This is a genomic window from Brevundimonas sp. (assembly GCF_050729455.1).
In the GTDB taxonomy this organism is placed as follows: Bacteria; Pseudomonadota; Alphaproteobacteria; order Caulobacterales; family Caulobacteraceae; genus Brevundimonas.
Genome location: NZ_JBOHLI010000033.1, coordinates 19880 through 35238 on the forward strand (window position 1 = coordinate 19880; position 15359 = coordinate 35238).

At 69.7% G+C, this 15359-nt stretch carries 16 protein-coding genes; 5 read left to right on the top strand and 11 right to left on the bottom strand.

The window, feature by feature from the left end; genetic code table 11:
* Nucleotides 1–13 precede the first annotated feature (13 nt).
* The 3 genes from ACREEF_RS09840 (at nt 14) to ACREEF_RS09850 (ending at nt 2781) form a co-directional block, all read left to right on the top strand.
* The gene (locus ACREEF_RS09840; RefSeq protein WP_040347054.1) at nt 14–271 is read left to right on the top strand and encodes an Lrp/AsnC ligand binding domain-containing protein; all 258 of its coding nucleotides are present in this window, start codon (nt 14–16) and stop codon (nt 269–271) included.
* A gap of 202 nt (nt 272–473) precedes the next feature.
* Entirely contained in the window at nt 474–1658 is a 1185-nt protein-coding gene (locus ACREEF_RS09845; RefSeq protein ID WP_431565406.1) for an acyl-CoA dehydrogenase family protein, read from the top strand.
* A 4-nt stretch (nt 1659–1662) separates the two neighbouring features.
* Nucleotides 1663–2781, top strand: a complete 1119-nt coding sequence (locus ACREEF_RS09850) for an acyl-CoA dehydrogenase family protein (RefSeq protein WP_431565407.1) — start codon at nt 1663–1665, stop codon at nt 2779–2781.
* On the opposite strand, the gene ACREEF_RS09855 is transcribed toward ACREEF_RS09850, so the two are convergent.
* Nucleotides 2778–3191 carry an endonuclease domain-containing protein gene (locus ACREEF_RS09855; RefSeq protein ID WP_431565408.1) on the bottom strand — a complete coding sequence of 138 codons (414 nt, stop codon included), beginning with the start codon at nt 3189–3191 and terminating at the stop codon, nt 2778–2780. The genes ACREEF_RS09850 and ACREEF_RS09855 overlap by 4 nt on opposite strands.
* A gap of 177 nt (nt 3192–3368) precedes the next feature.
* Between ACREEF_RS09855 and hmgA the strand changes: the two genes are divergently transcribed.
* Nucleotides 3369–4664, top strand: a complete 1296-nt coding sequence (gene hmgA / locus ACREEF_RS09860; protein WP_431565409.1) for a homogentisate 1,2-dioxygenase — start codon at nt 3369–3371, stop codon at nt 4662–4664.
* Nucleotides 4661–5047 carry a hypothetical protein gene (locus ACREEF_RS09865; RefSeq protein ID WP_431565410.1) on the top strand — a complete coding sequence of 129 codons (387 nt, stop codon included), beginning with the start codon at nt 4661–4663 and terminating at the stop codon, nt 5045–5047. The genes hmgA and ACREEF_RS09865 overlap by 4 nt, the downstream gene beginning before the upstream one ends.
* 15 nt (nt 5048–5062) lie before the next feature.
* On the opposite strand, the gene glk is transcribed toward ACREEF_RS09865, so the two are convergent.
* From glk to hisD, 10 genes are all read right to left on the bottom strand, one after another.
* Nucleotides 5063–6031: a glucokinase gene (glk, locus tag ACREEF_RS09870; RefSeq protein ID WP_431565411.1), complete on the bottom strand. Its 969-nt coding sequence runs from the start codon at nt 6029–6031 to the stop codon at nt 5063–5065.
* Between the two features lie 26 nt (nt 6032–6057).
* Complete coding sequence (edd, locus tag ACREEF_RS09875; RefSeq protein ID WP_431565412.1) at nt 6058–7959, bottom strand: phosphogluconate dehydratase; 1902 nt, start codon at nt 7957–7959, stop codon at nt 6058–6060.
* Nucleotides 7959–8672, bottom strand: coding sequence for a 6-phosphogluconolactonase (pgl, locus tag ACREEF_RS09880; RefSeq protein ID WP_431565413.1), 714 nt, complete (start codon nt 8670–8672; stop codon nt 7959–7961). Before pgl ends, edd begins: the two co-directional genes overlap by 1 nt.
* A complete protein-coding gene (gene zwf / locus ACREEF_RS09885) occupies nt 8665–10137 on the bottom strand; it encodes a glucose-6-phosphate dehydrogenase (RefSeq protein ID WP_431565414.1) in 1473 nt (490 codons plus the stop codon). The genes pgl and zwf overlap by 8 nt, the downstream gene beginning before the upstream one ends.
* Nucleotides 10138–10187: 50 nt before the next feature.
* Nucleotides 10188–10829, bottom strand: coding sequence for a bifunctional phosphoribosyl-AMP cyclohydrolase/phosphoribosyl-ATP diphosphatase HisIE (gene hisIE / locus ACREEF_RS09890; protein ID WP_431565415.1), 642 nt, complete (start codon nt 10827–10829; stop codon nt 10188–10190).
* On the bottom strand, nt 10826–11593 hold the full coding sequence (hisF, locus tag ACREEF_RS09895) for an imidazole glycerol phosphate synthase subunit HisF (protein WP_431565416.1): 768 nt from the start codon (nt 11591–11593) through the stop codon (nt 10826–10828). The genes hisIE and hisF overlap by 4 nt, the downstream gene beginning before the upstream one ends.
* Nucleotides 11590–12324: a 1-(5-phosphoribosyl)-5-[(5-phosphoribosylamino)methylideneamino]imidazole-4-carboxamide isomerase gene (gene hisA, locus ACREEF_RS09900; RefSeq protein WP_431565417.1), complete on the bottom strand. Its 735-nt coding sequence runs from the start codon at nt 12322–12324 to the stop codon at nt 11590–11592. The genes hisF and hisA overlap by 4 nt, the downstream gene beginning before the upstream one ends.
* Nucleotides 12321–12923, bottom strand: coding sequence for an imidazole glycerol phosphate synthase subunit HisH (gene hisH, locus ACREEF_RS09905; RefSeq protein WP_431565418.1), 603 nt, complete (start codon nt 12921–12923; stop codon nt 12321–12323). Before hisH ends, hisA begins: the two co-directional genes overlap by 4 nt.
* Nucleotides 12920–14353 carry an imidazoleglycerol-phosphate dehydratase HisB gene (gene hisB / locus ACREEF_RS09910; RefSeq protein WP_431565419.1) on the bottom strand — a complete coding sequence of 478 codons (1434 nt, stop codon included), beginning with the start codon at nt 14351–14353 and terminating at the stop codon, nt 12920–12922. Before hisB ends, hisH begins: the two co-directional genes overlap by 4 nt.
* A partial coding sequence (hisD, locus tag ACREEF_RS09915) for a histidinol dehydrogenase (protein WP_431565420.1) occupies nt 14350–15359 on the bottom strand: 1010 nt, incomplete at its 5' end. The genes hisD and hisB, both read right to left, overlap by 4 nt.

A 15359-nucleotide genomic window follows, 5' to 3' on the forward strand; every position in this document is an offset into this window, starting at 1 on the left:
GGAGGTTCCGACCATGATGACCGCCATTTTCGTCTTCATCAAATGCGAGTTGGGCTACGCCAACGACGTCGCCGCCGATCTGGTCGACAATGTTGAAAACGTGTCGGAAGTTTACTCGACCTCGGGCCAGCACGACCTGCTGGCCAAGTTCCAGCTGCCCAAGGACGCCGACATCGGCACCTTCGTGACCAAGCAGGTGCAGACGCGTCCCCACATACGCGACACCTTCACCGTCATCACCTTCTCGCCCTTCCTGCCCAGCAAGAAGTGACCTCTTTCCTCCCCATTTCATGGGGAGGTGGCGCGGCGCGATAGCGACGTGACGGAGGTGGCGACTCGACGGCTGATGTTTGCGTCGCCCCCTCCACCACTGCGTGGTCCCCCTCCCCACAAGTGGGGAGGAAAGCCCATTCCGTTTCCAAAAAAGACCGGCTAGCCTCCCTGCAACGAACAAGAACGCAGGGGAGAACGGCATGGCCGATCTGGAGACGTTCCGCGCCGAGACGCGCGCCTGGCTGGAGGCCAACTGCCCGCCCGAGACGCGCGGCCCGCGCGACGGCGACGAGGACTATGTCTGGGGCGGCCGCAACCCCGTCTTCAAGACCCCGGCGCACAAGCTCTGGCTGGAGCGCATGGCCGAACGCGGCTGGACGGCGCCGGAATGGCCCTGCGAATACGGCGGCGGCGGCCTGAGCCGCGAAGAGGCCAAGGTGCTGGCCTCGGAAATGCGCCGCATCCAGGCGCAGCTGCCTCTGGCCAGCTTCGGCGTCTGGATGCTGGGTCCGGCCCTGCTGGCCTTCGGGACCGAGGAACAGAAGCAGCGCTTCTTGCCGCCCATCGTGCGCGGCGAAATCCGCTGGTGTCAGGGCTATTCCGAGCCCGGCTCGGGCTCCGACCTGGCCTCGATCCAGACCCGCGCCGAAGATCGCGGCGACCACTGGATCGTCAACGGCCAGAAGGTCTGGACCTCCTACGCCGACAAGGCCGACTGGATCTTCTGTCTGGTCCGCACCGATCCCGAGGCGCCCAAGCACCTGGGCATCAGCTTCGTCCTGTTCGACATGGCGACGCCGGGGGTCAGCACCCGCCCCATCACCCTGATTTCGGGCAAGTCGCCCTTCTGCGAGACCTTCTTCGACGACGTGCGCGTGGAGAAGCAGAACCTGATCGGGACGCTGAACCGCGGCTGGGATGTGGCCAAGGCCCTTCTGGCGCACGAGCGGACCATGATCGGCGCCATGGGCGATGTCGGCGTCGGCCGTCCTCTGGGGCAGGTCGCAATGGACGCCCTGGGCGTGGACGAGGCCGGGCGGCTGGACGAGCCCCTGCTGCGCGCCCGCATCGCCGACTACGATATCGACGCCGCCGCCTTCCGTCTGGCGATGGAGCGGGTGGGGGATCAGGTGAAGGCCAGACAGGCCCATCCGGCGATCGCCTCCATGCTGAAATACTACGGCTCGGAGCTGAACAAGCGCCGCCACGAACTGGCCATGGCGGCGGGCGGCTCGGACGCGCTGGAATGGGAAGGCGAGCGCTCGAAGGAGGGACAGGCCGCCCGCGACTGGCTGCGCACCAAGGCCAACTCCATCGAAGGCGGCACCAGCGAAATCCAGTTGAACATCATCGCCAAACATCTGCTGCAACTGCCGGGAGCCTGAGCCCATGCCCCTGATCCTGACCGAAGAGCAGACCATGCTTCAGGACGCCGCCGACGGCTTCCTGAACGAACATGCCCCCATCAATCACCTGCGCCAGCTGCGCGACAGCCACGACCTCGACGGCGTCTCGCGCGACCTGTGGCGGGCCTTCGGCGAGATGGGCTTCGCCGGCGTCGTCATCCCCGAGGCGGACGGCGGCTCGGGCCTCGGCGCCGTCGAGGCGGGCGTCATCGCCGAAAGCCTGGGCCGCACCCTGACGCCCTCGCCCTTCATCGGCTCGTCGGTGCTGGCCGCCAGCGTGCTGAAGGCGGCGGGCTCGGAGGCCCAGAAGGCTTGGCTGAGCAAGATCGCGGCGGGCGAGGCCATCCTCGGCCTCGCTGTCGACGAAGGGCCGAAGCACGCCCCGGCGAAGATCGCCACGCGGGGCGAACGCGCCGGCAACGGCTTCCGGTTGAACGGCGCCAAGGGTTTCGTGCTGGACGGCCATGTCGCCGACGCCCTGATCGTCGCGGCGCAAACCGACGAGGGGCTAACGCTGTTCCTGATCGACCCGAAGACCCTCGGCGTCGCCGTCGAGCGCACCGTCATGGTCGACGCCCACAACGCAGCCCGCGTGACCCTGACCGATGTGGTTGTGGACGCCGACGCCGTGATCGGCGCCGTGGGCGCGGGGCAGGGGCCGCTGGACGCCGCGCTCGTGTTGGGCCGCGCCTGCGCCGCCGCCTCCCTGGTCGGGGCGGGGGATCAGGCTTTCAAGGTGACGCTGGACTACCTGCGCACCCGCCAGCAATTCGGCAAGCTGATCGGCGAGTTCCAGGCCCTGCAGCACCGCGCCGCCCACCTCTTCACCGAGCTGGAGCTGGCCAAGGCCGCGACGCTCGCCGCGCTTCAGGCCATAGACGCGGGCCGCCCCGACGCCGAACAGGCGGCGGGCGTCGCCAAGGCCAAGGCCGGCCGCGTCGCCGAACTGGCGGTGCAGGAAGCGGTCCAGATGCACGGCGGCGTGGGCATGACCGATGCGTTCGACGTCGGCCTGTTCATGAAGCGCGTCCGGGTCCTGAACGAACTGCTGGGCGACGCCGGCTTCCACGCCGAACGGCTGGCGCGCGCGCAGGGGTTCTAAATTCCTTCTCCCCTTGAGGGAGAAGGTGGCCTGCGGAGCAGGTCGGATGAGGGGTGGCAGCGGGATTGTTTGATGTGTTCACGTATCGCGTCGAACACGAGGTTCGGATTGCGCAGGATCACCGAATTGTCGAACCGCAGAACCGTATAGCCCGCCTCCGCCAGCCAGGCGTCCCGGTTGGCGTCGCGTTCTTCGTGCAGGTGATGAATTCCGCCATCGGCCTCGATGATCAACTTCAGGCCATGGCAGGTGAAGTCGGCGACATAGGGACCAATCGGAACCTGCCTTCGGAACTTGATGCCATGCAATCGCCGATCTCGCAGCAAGGTCCAGAGTGCGGACTCGGTCGTGGTCGGCGCGCTGCGAGAGCGGCGAGCGAAGGCGCGGCTTCTATCGGACGGCTTGTCCATGTGCGGAGCTTAGCTGGGAGGTGGCGGCGGCGACACCCCTCATCCGTCTCGCTGCGCGAGCCACCTTCTCCCTCAAGGGGAGAAGGGCGGTCATAGTTTGATCCAGGGCCAAGCTGGGCGGGGCCGGGGTGACGCATCGGTTTTGCCCGGCTAAACCTCCCGCGAGGGAGAAACCATATGACGCGATCCAACGCGCCCGCCTATCAGACCGGCTTCGCCAATCATTTCGCCACCGAGGCCGTCGAGGGCGCCCTGCCGGTCGGCCGCAACTCGCCGCAGCGCCCGGCCCTGGGCCTCTACGCCGAACAGCTGTCGGGCGCGGCCTTCACCGCGCCGCGCGACCATAACCTGCGCAGCTGGCTGTATCGCCTGCGGCCCTCGGCCCAGCATGGACCTTATCAGCCGTTCGCGCAGGGCCGGGTGCGCTCCGGCCCCTTCACCGAGACCTCGCCCAATCCCAACCGGATGCGCTGGGACCCGCTGACCATGCCGGATCAGCCGACCGACTGGGTCGAGGGCCTGACCACCTTTGGCGGCAACGGCGACGCCGATTCCGGCGCGGGCGTGGGCGTCCACCTCTATGTCGCCAACCGCTCGATGACCGACCGGGTCTTCTATTCCGCCGACGGCGAGCTGCTGATCGTGCCGCAACAGGGGGCGCAGCGCTTCGTCACCGAGATGGGCGTGATCGAGGCCGCGCCCGGCCACGTGGTGGTCATCCCGCGCGGCGTGCGCTTCCGCGTGGAAGTCGACGGCGAGGTGCGCGGCTACGTCTGCGAGAACTATGGCGCGCCCTTCCGTCTGCCGGACCTCGGCCCGATCGGCTCCAACGGTCTGGCCAATCCGCGCGACTTCGAGACCCCCGTCGCCTGGTTCGAGGACGTCGATCGCCCGACGGAGTGCGTCCAGAAATACGGCGGTCTGCTGTGGGCTGTGACCTTCGACCACAGCCCGCTGGACGTGGTCGGCTGGCACGGCAACTACGCCCCCTATCGCTATGACACGGCGCGGTTCAACACCATCGGCACGGTCAGCTACGACCACCCGGACCCGTCGATCTTCACCGTCCTGACCTCGCCCAGCGACACGCCGGGCACGGCCAACTGCGACTTCGTCATCTTCCCGCCGCGCTGGATGGTGGCCGAGGACACCTTCCGCCCGCCGTGGTTCCACCGCAATGTGATGAGCGAGTTCATGGGGCTGATTTTCGGCGAATACGACGCCAAGGCCGGCGGCTTCGCCCCTGGCGGCGCCTCGCTGCACAACCGCATGAGCGGCCACGGCCCGGACCAGGCCAGCTGGAACGGCGCGACCCAGGCGGACCTGAAACCGCACAAGATCGAGAACACCCTGGCCTTCATGTTCGAGACGCGGATGCCGATCCGCACCACGGCCTGGGCCGAGAAGACGCCTCTGATGCAGCTCGACTACGACGACTGCTGGACCGGGTTCGAAAAAGGAAAGGTCGGATGAAGCTGAAAGCCCTTCTCTTCGCCGCCGGGCTCGCGCTTGCGGGCTGCTCGCCGACGCCCGCGCCTGCGCCGGTCGTCCAGACGACCGAAGCGCCCGAGCCGCCGCCGACCATGAGCATCAGCACCTCGTCCTGCTCCGCGCGGGGCGGCGAGATGCGACAGGTCGGGCGGATGCAGACCTGGCAGTGCGTGGTCAAGTACGCCGATGCGGGCAAGCGCTGCACCGACGCCTCGCAATGCGAGGGCGACTGCGAGATCGCCGGCAACAGCGGCATCGCTGCGGGCGCGCGCGCGACCGGCGTCTGTCAGGTCGACAGCAACCGCTTCGGCTGCCGCACCACGATCAAGGACGGCAAAGCCGAAGTCACGCTCTGCATCGACTGAGGCGTCGAGGCGGGCTCAGCCCGCCTCGTTGAAGGCCACGCGCGCGGCGCCCAGCAGGGCGGCCTGTTTGTGCAGGATCACCTTGGTCGGGATGGCCTGCATATAGGGCTGGAACCGGCCCTTGCGCTCGAAACGCGTGCGGAACGGACTGGCCTTGAGGAAGGGCAGGATGCGCGGGGCGATGCCGCCGGCGATATAGACCCCGCCGCGCGCCCCGGTGGTCAGGGCTATGTCCCCGGCCACCGCGCCCAGGATGGCGCAGAAGCGGGCCAGGGTGTGGCCGCACGGGCTGTCGGGGTCCTTCAGCGCCGTCTCGGTGATCTCGGCCGGATCTTCGATATGGGTCTCGCGCCCGTCGATCTCGGCCAGGGCCTTGTGCATGTTCAGCAGGCCCGGGCCGCAGATCAGGCGCTCGATCGACACCCGGTCATAGCGACGGCGCAGGATGCGCAGGATCTCGTCCTCGACCGGATCGCCGGGCGGGAAGCAGGCGTGGCCGCCTTCCGACGGCATGGCCATCTCCTGGCCATGGGCGTCGCGCACCAGGGCCGAAACCCCGAAGCCGGTGCCGGGGCCCAGCACCGCCACGGTCGCGTGCGGGTCGCCGTCGACCGGCCCGCCCAGCGAGGCCAGTTCGACCTCCGGCACGATGGGCGCGCCCCAGGCCAGGGCCTCGAAATCGTTGATCAGCTTGACCGGGTTCAGGCCCAGGGTCTGCAGTTCGCCCTCCGACACCCGCCACGGCGAGTTGGTCAGGTCGATGGCCCCGTCCGTCACCGGACCGGCCACGGCGATGACCCCGCCCGACGGCTTGACCTCGCAACCGTCGAGGAAGGCCTTCACTCCGCCGAGGAAGGTCGGATGCTCATGCGCGGGGAAGCTGTCGTGATGCTCCAGCACGGGGCGGCCGTCGATCATGCGGGCCAGGGCGAAGCGGGCGTTGGTGCCGCCGACGTCGCCGACGAGAAGGATCTTGTCGTTCATGTGCGTTTCCTCGTTCGGGCGGCGGCTCAGGCGTCCACGGTGCGGTCGACCAGATTGGGGTCGGGCGGGGTGTCGGCGTGGCCGCCGGTGCCGATGGGGAAGGCGTAGCAGACGCTGGCGCCCTCTTCGGCGGTGGTCACCACATGGCGGAAGGCGGCGAACAGTTCGCGGCCATAGCCCCAGGCGGCGCCCTCGGCGTGAGCCTGCGACCGCGTCGCCGCCGGGCGGGCGGCGATGTCGCCGGCGCCGACGGTGCTCAGCACCCCGGCCTCGGCGTCCAGCCGGATGACGTCGCCGTCCTTGACGTGGGCCAGGGGGCCGCCCGCCAGGGCTTCGGGGCTGACGTGGATGGCGGCGGGCGTCTTGCCGCTGGCGCCCGACATCCGGCCGTCGGTGACGAAGGCGACCTTGAAGCCCTTGTCCTGCAGGACGCCCAGCGCAGGCGACAGGCTGTGCAGTTCCGGCATCCCGTTGGCGCGCGGCCCCTGGAAGCGCAGCACCACCACCACGTCGCGGTTCAGCTCCCCGGCCTTGAAGGCGGCCAGGGCGTCTTCCTGGGTTTCGAACACGGCGGCGGGGGCCTCGACGATGCGGTTCTCCGGCTTGACCGCCGAGACCTTGATGACGGCCCGGCCCAGATCGCCCTGCAGCAGCCGCAGGCCCCCGTCTTTCTGGAACGGATCAGAGGCGGGGCGCAGGATGTCGAGGTCGAGGCTTTCCGCCACGGTGTCCTTCCAGACCAACTCGCCGTCGATCAGGCAGGGCTCCTGGAAATAGGGCTCCATCCCCTGGCCCATGACGGTGGTCACGTCGTTGTGCAGGACGCCCGCCCGGACCAGTTCACGCGTCACGAAGGCCGTGCCGCCCGCCGCCTGGAAGGCGTTCACGTCGGCCGAGCCGTTGGGGTAGACCCGCGCCAGCAGCGGCGTCGCCGCCGACAGCTGGTCCATGTCGGTCCAGTCGATCAGCACCCCCGCGGCCCGCGCCATGGCCACCAGATGGATGGCGTGGTTGGTCGAGCCGCCGGTGGCCAGCAGGGCGACGATCATGTTGACGATGGTTTTTTCCGACACGACGTCGGCCATGCGGCCCTCGCCGCTGCGGGCCAGTTCGACCGCGCGCTTGGCCGCCGCCGCCGTCAGGGCGTCGCGAAGCCCCGTCTCCGGGTGGACGAAGGCGGTCGAAGGCAGGTGCAGGCCGGCGATCTCCATCATCATCTGGTTGGAGTTGGCCGTGCCGTAGAAGGTGCAGGTGCCGGGCGAATGATAGCTGCCGATCTCGCTGGCCAGCAGGGTGGTCCGATCGACCAGCCCCTGCGCGTATTCGGCGCGAACGCGGGCCTTTTCGGCGTTCGGGATGCCCGAGGGCATCGGCCCGGCGGGGGCGAAGACGACCGGCAGATGGCCGAAGGCCAGGGCGCCCATGAACAGGCCCGGCACGATCTTGTCGCAGACGCCCAGCATCATGGCGGCGTCGAAGGCGTCGTGGGTCAGGGCCACGCCCGTCGCCATGGCGATGGCGTCGCGGCTGAACAGGCTCAGCTCCATGCCGGGGCGCCCTTGGGTGACGCCGTCGCACATGGCCGGAGTTCCGCCCGCCACCTGGGCCGTGGCGCCGACCTCGCGCACCGCCTTGCGGATCACCTCGGGGAAGCGCTCGAACGGCTGATGCGCCGACAGCATGTCGTTGTAGGCGGTGACCACGCCGACGTTGGGCTTGGACCCGTCCATGGCGGTCAGCTTGTCAGCGATGGTCTGACCGGCGAAGGCGTGGGCCCAGTTGGCGCAGGACAGCTTGGCGCGACCGGCGCCGCTGTCGCGGGCGGCGTCCATGCGACGCAGATAGTCGGCGCGGGTCGTCTTGCTGCGTTCGACGATGCGGGCGGTGACCTCGGCCACCACGGGGTTCAGGGGAGGGTTGAGAGCCATCAGACGGCCTCCGTCCAAAGCACTTCAAGGGGAACCTTCGCCGCGATCAGGGCGGCGATGGGATGGACCATGGGATCGCCCTGGGCCTCGCGCTCGAAAACGGCGCGCTTGGCGGCGCCGCTCAGGGCCAGCACCACGCGGCGGGCGCCGATCAGCCAGGGCAGGTTGATCGACAAACGTTCCAGCGACGGCGCCATCCCGTCGCGGCCCGGCGGCACCCCATAGACGGCGGGCTTCAGATCCGGCGTCAGCAGGGTCTTCAACGTCGGGCTTTCGGGGAACATGGAGCAGATATGCCCGTCCTCGCCCATGCCCAGCAGGACGGCGTCCAGGCGCCCGCCCTCGGCCTTCAGGGCCTTCGACGCTTCGGCGGCGGCGCGGTCCACGGTGACCGAGGGCGAATACAGCGACAGGAAGCGCGCGGCCGAGGCCGGACCGGTCAGCAGGGTCCGCTTCATCAGGGCCGCGTTCGAGTCCGGCGAGGTCTCGGGCACGTAACGCTCGTCCACCAGCGTCGCCGTGACCTTCGACCAGTCCAGATCGGTCTGGGCCAGCCGGGCGTAGATGGGCGAGGGGGTCGATCCGCCCGCCCCCGCGAAGACGGCCCGGCCGTCGGCGGCGATCCCGGCGGCCAGCGCCTCGGCCAGCCGCGCGGCGGCGGCCTCGGCCCAGGCCTGGGCGTCGGCGAAGGTTTCGATCACGGGGCTATTCATCGCGCGTGTTCCACTTCCGACCGGTCCGCGACAGCAGCAGGTCCGCCGCTTCCGGTCCCCAGGTTCCGGCTGCATAGCCCAGCGGCTTGAAGCTGGCGCCCGACCAGGCGTCGGACACTTCGTCGACCCACTTCCACGCCTGCTCGGCCTCGTCGCGGCGCACGAACAGGGTGGAGTCGCCGCTCATGGCGTCCAGCAGCAGCCGCTCATAGGCGATGCGGCGGCGCGGCGGGGCGGCGTCCTTGTCGTTCTGGCCCCCCGGCACGCCCCAGGACAGGCTCATCTTGATCGGCTGCAGCTGCATCCGCTGATCCAGCCCCGGCTTCTTGTTCATCACCGACAGCGAGATGTCTTCCTCGGGCTGCAGTTCGATGACCAGACGATTGGCCTCGACCGCCCCGCGATCCCCGTGGTCGAAGATGGAGTGCGGCACCGGCTTGAACTGGATGACGATCTCGGTCCGCCTCTCGGGCAGGCGCTTGCCGGTGCGCATGAAGAAGGGCACCCCCGCCCAGCGCCAGTTGTCGATGTCGGCGCGGATGGCCACGAAGGTCTCGGTGTCGGACGGCTGGCCGCGTTCTTCCTGATAGGCTTTCGCCGGCTTGCCCTCGCTGGTCCCGGCCACATACTGACCGCGCACGGTGACGCGCTCGGCTTCTTCCAGCGTGATCGGGCGAAGGGAGCGCAGCACCTTGACCTTTTCGTTGCGCACCGAGTCGGGGTCGAGGTCGCTGGGCGGCTCCATCGCCACCAGGCACAGCAGCTGCAGCATATGGTTCTGCAGCATGTCCCGCAGGGCGCCGTATTCGTCGTAATAGGGCCAGCGGTCGCCGACGCCGACGGTCTCGCCGACCGTGATCTGGACGTGGTCGACCGTCAGATTGTTCCACAAGGGCTCGAAGATGGTGTTGCCGAAGCGCAGGGCGATCAGGTTCTGGACCGTCTCCTTGCCCAGATAGTGGTCGATGCGGAACACCTGACGCTCGTCGAAGGCGTGGGCCACGGCGTCGTCGATTTCGAGGAAGCTTTCCAGGTCGCGCCCGACCGGCTTCTCCAGCACGATACGGCAGTTCCTCTCAGCCAGACCCGCCGCCTTCATCGCCGTGACGATCCGGCCGTAGAGCGAGGGCGAGACCGCGAGGAAGGAGGTCACCGCGCCGTCGCCGCACTTGGCCTTCAGCGGCGCCAGGCTCTCGGGATCCGTGGCGTCCACGGCCAGATAGTCGAGGCGCGATTTCATCCGCGCCCAGCTGGCCTCGTCCCAGGCGCCGTCGGCCTCGGCCCGGGCTTTCACCGCCTCATGGACCTTGGCGACGTATTCCTCGGCGGTCTCGTCCGAGCGGGCGGCGCCGATGATCTTCAGCCCCTCGGGCAGCAGGCCGTCGTGGTCGAGGAAATAGAGCGAAGGCAACAGCATCCGCATGGCGAGGTCGCCGCCTCCGCCGAACAGAATGAGAGCCGCCATTCGTGTCGTTCCTCCCTCGATCCCGACATGCGGGATATGCGCCGTAAGGCCTAGCCGTCGTCCTTGGCCGGTTCCGCGCGCTTCGCCAAGACGACCAATACGTCCTGAAACACCATGTTACGGGCATGGAGAAGAACGAGCAGGTGATAGATCAAATCCGCAGCCTCGCTGGCCAGTTCCGCCTCGTCGCCCGCGGCCCCGGCCAGGGCCGTCTCGACGCCCTCTTCGCCGACCTTCTGCGCCGCCCGTTTCGGCCCCTGGGCGATCAGGCGGGCGGTCCAGCTGTCGTTGGGATCGGCCTGGGCCCGGACCTGGATGGTGCGCTCCAGACGGCCGATGCGGCCCAGCCCCGGCGCGTCCTCGTCGCCGAAGCAGCTGACGCGGTTCAGGTGGCAGGCGTTGCCTACCGGGCGGACCTTCACCACCACGGCGTCGCCGTCGCAGTCGGGCGTCACCGAGACCACGTTGAGGAAATCGCCCGAGGTCTCGCCCTTGCGCCACCGCCCCCCGCGTGAGCGCGAGAAGAAGGTGGCCTGGCCGCTGTCCAGAGTCTCGCGCAGCGCCGCCTCGTCCATATAGGCCAGCGTCAGCACCTGCAGGGTGTCGGCGTCCTGCACCACGGCGGGGATCAGGCCGCCGCCCTTCTTGAAGTCCAGTTGGGCGAAGTCGATCTGGCTGATGTCGAGGGTCATATCCTCACCTCCACCCCGACCTGATCGAGGTAACGCTTGAGATCCGGAATCGCGATCGCGCCCGAGTGGAAAACGCTGGCGGCCAGGGCCCCCGACACGTCCGCCTCCACAAACACGTCGCGGAAATGCTCGACCGCGCCGGCCCCGCCCGAGGCGACCAGGGGAATGGTCAGCCGCCGCCGCGCCTCGGCCAGTTGTTTGACGTCATAGCCGCGCCGCACCCCGTCCTGGTCGATGCAGTTCAGCACGATCTCTCCGGCGCCAAGGCTCTGCGCCTCGACGATCCAGTCCATGGTCAGCCGACCCGCGCCGCGCCGGGCGTCGGGATCGCCGGTGTATTTGTGCACCCGCCATTCGCCGTCCTGAAAGGCGCTGTCGACGCCGACGACGACGCATTGCCGCCCCAGCCGCGCGGCCATCTCGCCGATCAGTTCGGGGCGTTCCAGGGCGGGGGAGTTGATCGACACCTTGTCGGCGCCGTGATCCAGACAGCGCGCCGCCTGCTCCACCGTGCGGATGCCGCCCGCGACGCAGAAGGGGATGTCCAGCAGCCGGGCGATGTCCTGCACCCAGCCATAGTCCAGCGTCCGTCCCTCGGGGCTGGCGGTGATGTCGTAGAAGACCAGTTCGTCGGCCCCCTGATCGCGATAGCGCGCGGCCAGTTCGGCGGCGTCGCCCATGTCGACGTGGCCCTCGAAGCGCACGCCCTTGACCACCCGCCCGTCCTTGACGTCGAGGCAGGGGATGATGCGTCTCGCCGTCACGCCGCGACCGCCTTCAGCGCTTCGGCCACGGTGAAGCGGCCCTCATAGATGGCCCGCCCGACGATGGCCCCGTCGCAGCCCAGGTCGCGCGCGGCGGTCAGGTCGGCCAGCGCCGCCACCCCGCCCGAGGCCTGGATCTTCAGCTCCGGCCGCCGCGCCAGGGCCTCGCCCAGCAGGTCGAGGTTCGGGCCGGTCAGGGCGCCGTCGCGGCCCACGTCGGTCATCAGCACATGGGTCAGCAGGTTCGACGGATAGCGGTCCAGCACGGTCCACAGATCGACCCCGGCCGACTGGGTCCAGCCCTTCAGCGCCGGCACCGGAACCTCGTCCTCATACTTGACGTCCAGCGCCAGGGTGATCCGTTCCGACCCGAAGCGATCGAGCCAGGCCAGCACCTCGTCCGACTTGGTCACGGCCAGAGAGCCGACCACGACGCGGTCGACGCCGGCCGCCAGCAGACGCTCGACATCGGCCTCGGAGCGCACCCCGCCGCCGGATTGTATCTTCACCGCGCTTGATGCCGCCAGCTCGCCGATCAGGCCGTGCTGCATGGCGCGCCCGGCCTCGGCCCCGTCCAGATCGACCACGTGGACCCAGTCGGCGCCCTCGGCGGCGAAGGCGGCCAGACGCGCGGCGGGCGCCTCGTCATAGCGGGTCACCTGATCGAACCGCCCGTGCATCAGCCGCACGCAGACGCCGTCCTTCAGGTCGATGGCGGGGTAGACGATCATGCAGGCAACTCGAGGAAGTTCTTCAGGATACGCGCCCCCGCCGCGGCCGAGCGTTCCGGGTGGAACTGGCAGCCCCAGCGGTTGGCGCTGTTGACCACGGCGGGCACCGGGACGCCGTAGTCGGCGGCGGCGATCGTCGCCGGGCCGTCGGGGCAGACGAAGCCGTGCACGAAATAGGCCCAGTCGCCGTCCTTGATCCCCTCCAACAGCGGATCGGGACGGCGGATGCTCAGGCGGCTCCACCCCATGTGCGGCGAGGGCCGAGACGGCGCCGGCAGGATGGCCTCGACCCGACCGGGGATCAGACCCAGCAGGTCGGCGCCGCCATCCTCGGCGCTGGTCTCATACAGCAGCTGCTGGCCCAGGCAGACGCCGAGCAAGGGACGCTTGAACCGTCGCAGCGGCTCCACCAAACCGAGCGCGTTCAGCCGCTGCATCGCATAGCCCGCCGCGCCGACGCCGGGCAGGATGACCCGCTCGGCATCAATCAGATCGGCGGGGTCGGCGCTGATCCGCACCCGCGCGCCCAGCCGCTCCAGCGCGAACCGCACCGAGGCGACATTGCCCGAGCCGTAACCGATCAGGGTGACGTTGCTCACAACACCCCCTTGGTCGACGGCACGACGTCGCCCTCGACCCGGATGGCTTGGCGCAGGGCGCGGCCCAGGGCCTTGAACACGGCCTCGGTCTTGTGGTGGTCGTCGTCGCCGGTGACGCGGACGTGGATGGCCGCGCCCAGGTTCTCCGCCAGCGACCGCACCACGTGGGCCGTCAGATCGGTGCGGTAGTCGCCGATGAAGGGGGTCGCGAAGACGCCCTCGAACACCGGATAGGGGCGCCCCGACAGGTCGATGGAGATCGATGCCTCAGCCTCGTCCATCGGCAGGACAAAGCCGTAACGGGCGATGCCCTTGCGCTCGCCCAGCGCCTGTTTCAGCGCCTGCCCCAGAGCAATCGCGCTGTCCTCGATGGTGTGGTGCGGATCGGTGTGCAGGTCGCCTTCGCACGAAAGCCGGATCGAGAAGCCGCCGTGCGCCGCCACCTGTTCGATCATGTGGTCGAAGAAGCCGACGCCGGTGTGGATCGTCACCGGCCCGGCGCTGTCCAGATCGACGGCGCAGACGATGCGGGTCTCTTTGGTGTCGCGCACGGTCTGACCGACGCGGGTGCGGCGGACTTTCGGGGCGGACGCGCCCAGGGCGACCAGCAGCCGGTCGTTGACCTCGGGCTTCAACGAAACGGGCAGGCGTACGCGGTCGCCCGCCGCGTCGGCGCTCAGGCCGAAACGGCGCAGGTCGGCGACGACCGCAGCAGCATCGGACGGCCGGGCGATGATCACCGGCCCGACCCCGGCCTCCAGCGGCATCAGCCGCGACAGGGCCTCGACGACGCGGGCGCGCTCGCGGCGCACGCCGTCGATGCGCTCGGCGGTCTCGATCATCCGCGACGGGTCCAGCGCCTGCAGCGCCAGCCGCACCGAGACCTCGGGCAGGGCGTAGGGCTCCAGCACGCCCGCCAGCCGCGCCAAGGTCCGCGCCTGCGCTGCCGCAGCCCCGACCCGCGCCCCGGCCAGGCCGTAGGCCAGCGACAGGCTGCGCAGCACGATCAGGTTGGCGTGGCCCTTCACCATGCTCGCGGCGGACGGTCCTTCCGAAAACTCGACCAAGCCCTCGTCCACCACCAGCAGGGCCGGGGCGACGCGTTCGGCCATCTCGGCCACGGCCTCGGGCGAGCCCAGGGCGCGGATGACGACGGCGGCGGTTTCAGCCCCTTCGGCCGGACGGGCGTAGAGCGCCGCCAGCCCCTGATAGGGCTCGGCCTCCGGCGCCTGCACCTTCAGCCCGTCGCGGGCGGCCAGACGCCAGACCAGCTCCAGCCCGTGCGTCAGGCCGCGCACCGGCAGCACCTGATCGACGGCGACGCCATAGAGCTCGGCCAGACGGGCGGCCAGGGCGGTCGGATCGGCCGGATAGCGGTCCAGACCCTCGCCGCCCGACACCAGCGGCGCATAAGGGGCGGGAAGGGTCACGCTTCCGTCCTCAGATCGGCGGCCCGGGCGTGGGCCTCCAGCCCCTCCATCCGCGCCAGACGGGCGGCGACGGGGGCCAGGGCGGCGGCGCCCATCTGCGTCACCGTCTGCACCGACATGGTGGTCATGAAGCTGGCGGTGGTGACGCCGCCTAGGGTCCGCGCCCCGCCGTCGGTGGGCAGGACGTGGCTGGGCCCGGCCGCATAGTCGCCGAGCGTCTCGGCCGCCCATTGCCCCACGAAGACGGCGCCGGCGGCGGTGATCTTGTCGACCAGACGCTCGGCCTCCTCGGCCTGGATCGACAGGTGTTCGGGCCCGTAGAGGTTGGCCACGAAGCAGGCCTCGGCCATGTCGGCGACGCGGATGGCGCGGGCCTGCTCCAGCGAGGCGCGGGCGATGGCGGCGCGAGGCAGAGTCTCCACCTGACGCTCGACCTCAGCGACGATCTCGGTCAGGGCCGTGCCGCTGTCGGACACCAGAATGACCTGGGCGTCGGCGTCGTGCTCGGCCTGGCTCAGCAGGTCGGCGGCGACGATCTCGAAGTCGGCGTCGCGGTCGGCGATGACCAGCAGCTCCGACGGTCCCGCCGGCATGTCCTGCGCCGGGCCGCCCGGCAGGGACGAGGCGTAACGTTTGGCCTCGGCCACATAGGCGTTGCCGGGGCCGAACAGCTTGTCGACCGGCGCGATGACGCCCGCGTCCAGTTCGACGCCGAACGTCAGCGCGGCGATGGCCTGCGCCCCGCCCAGCAGCCACAGCTCGTCCAGACCCGCCTCGGCGGCGGCGACGACCATGGCCGGGTGGACCGAACCGTCCTTCGACGGCGGGGTGACGGCCACGCGCCGCCCGACCCCGGCCACGCCCGCCGGTATGGCCAGCATCAGCAGGGATGAAAACAGCGGCGCCGTCCCGCTAGGCACATAGAGGCCGGCCGAGCCGATGGGCCGCCAGACCAGCTTCGACTTCACGCCGGGCGTGGTTTCGATGAAGGGCGTGTCCTCGGGCC

What these genes read in the sequence shown, in the direction of transcription:
- ACREEF_RS09840 (WP_040347054.1), top strand. Translation starts at nt 14, where the DNA reads ATGATGACCGCCATTTTCGTCTTCATCAAATGCGAGTTGGGCTACGCC.
- ACREEF_RS09845 (WP_431565406.1), top strand. Translation starts at nt 474, where the DNA reads ATGGCCGATCTGGAGACGTTCCGCGCCGAGACGCGCGCCTGGCTGGAG.
- ACREEF_RS09850 (WP_431565407.1), top strand. Translation starts at nt 1,663, where the DNA reads ATGCCCCTGATCCTGACCGAAGAGCAGACCATGCTTCAGGACGCCGCC.
- ACREEF_RS09855 (WP_431565408.1), bottom strand. Translation starts at nt 3,191, where the DNA reads ATGGACAAGCCGTCCGATAGAAGCCGCGCCTTCGCTCGCCGCTCTCGC.
- hmgA (WP_431565409.1), top strand. Translation starts at nt 3,369, where the DNA reads ATGACGCGATCCAACGCGCCCGCCTATCAGACCGGCTTCGCCAATCAT.
- ACREEF_RS09865 (WP_431565410.1), top strand. Translation starts at nt 4,661, where the DNA reads ATGAAGCTGAAAGCCCTTCTCTTCGCCGCCGGGCTCGCGCTTGCGGGC.
- glk (WP_431565411.1), bottom strand. Translation starts at nt 6,031, where the DNA reads ATGAACGACAAGATCCTTCTCGTCGGCGACGTCGGCGGCACCAACGCC.
- edd (WP_431565412.1), bottom strand. Translation starts at nt 7,959, where the DNA reads ATGGCTCTCAACCCTCCCCTGAACCCCGTGGTGGCCGAGGTCACCGCC.
- pgl (WP_431565413.1), bottom strand. Translation starts at nt 8,672, where the DNA reads ATGAATAGCCCCGTGATCGAAACCTTCGCCGACGCCCAGGCCTGGGCC.
- zwf (WP_431565414.1), bottom strand. Translation starts at nt 10,137, where the DNA reads ATGGCGGCTCTCATTCTGTTCGGCGGAGGCGGCGACCTCGCCATGCGG.
- hisIE (WP_431565415.1), bottom strand. Translation starts at nt 10,829, where the DNA reads ATGACCCTCGACATCAGCCAGATCGACTTCGCCCAACTGGACTTCAAG.
- hisA (WP_431565417.1), bottom strand. Translation starts at nt 12,324, where the DNA reads ATGATCGTCTACCCCGCCATCGACCTGAAGGACGGCGTCTGCGTGCGG.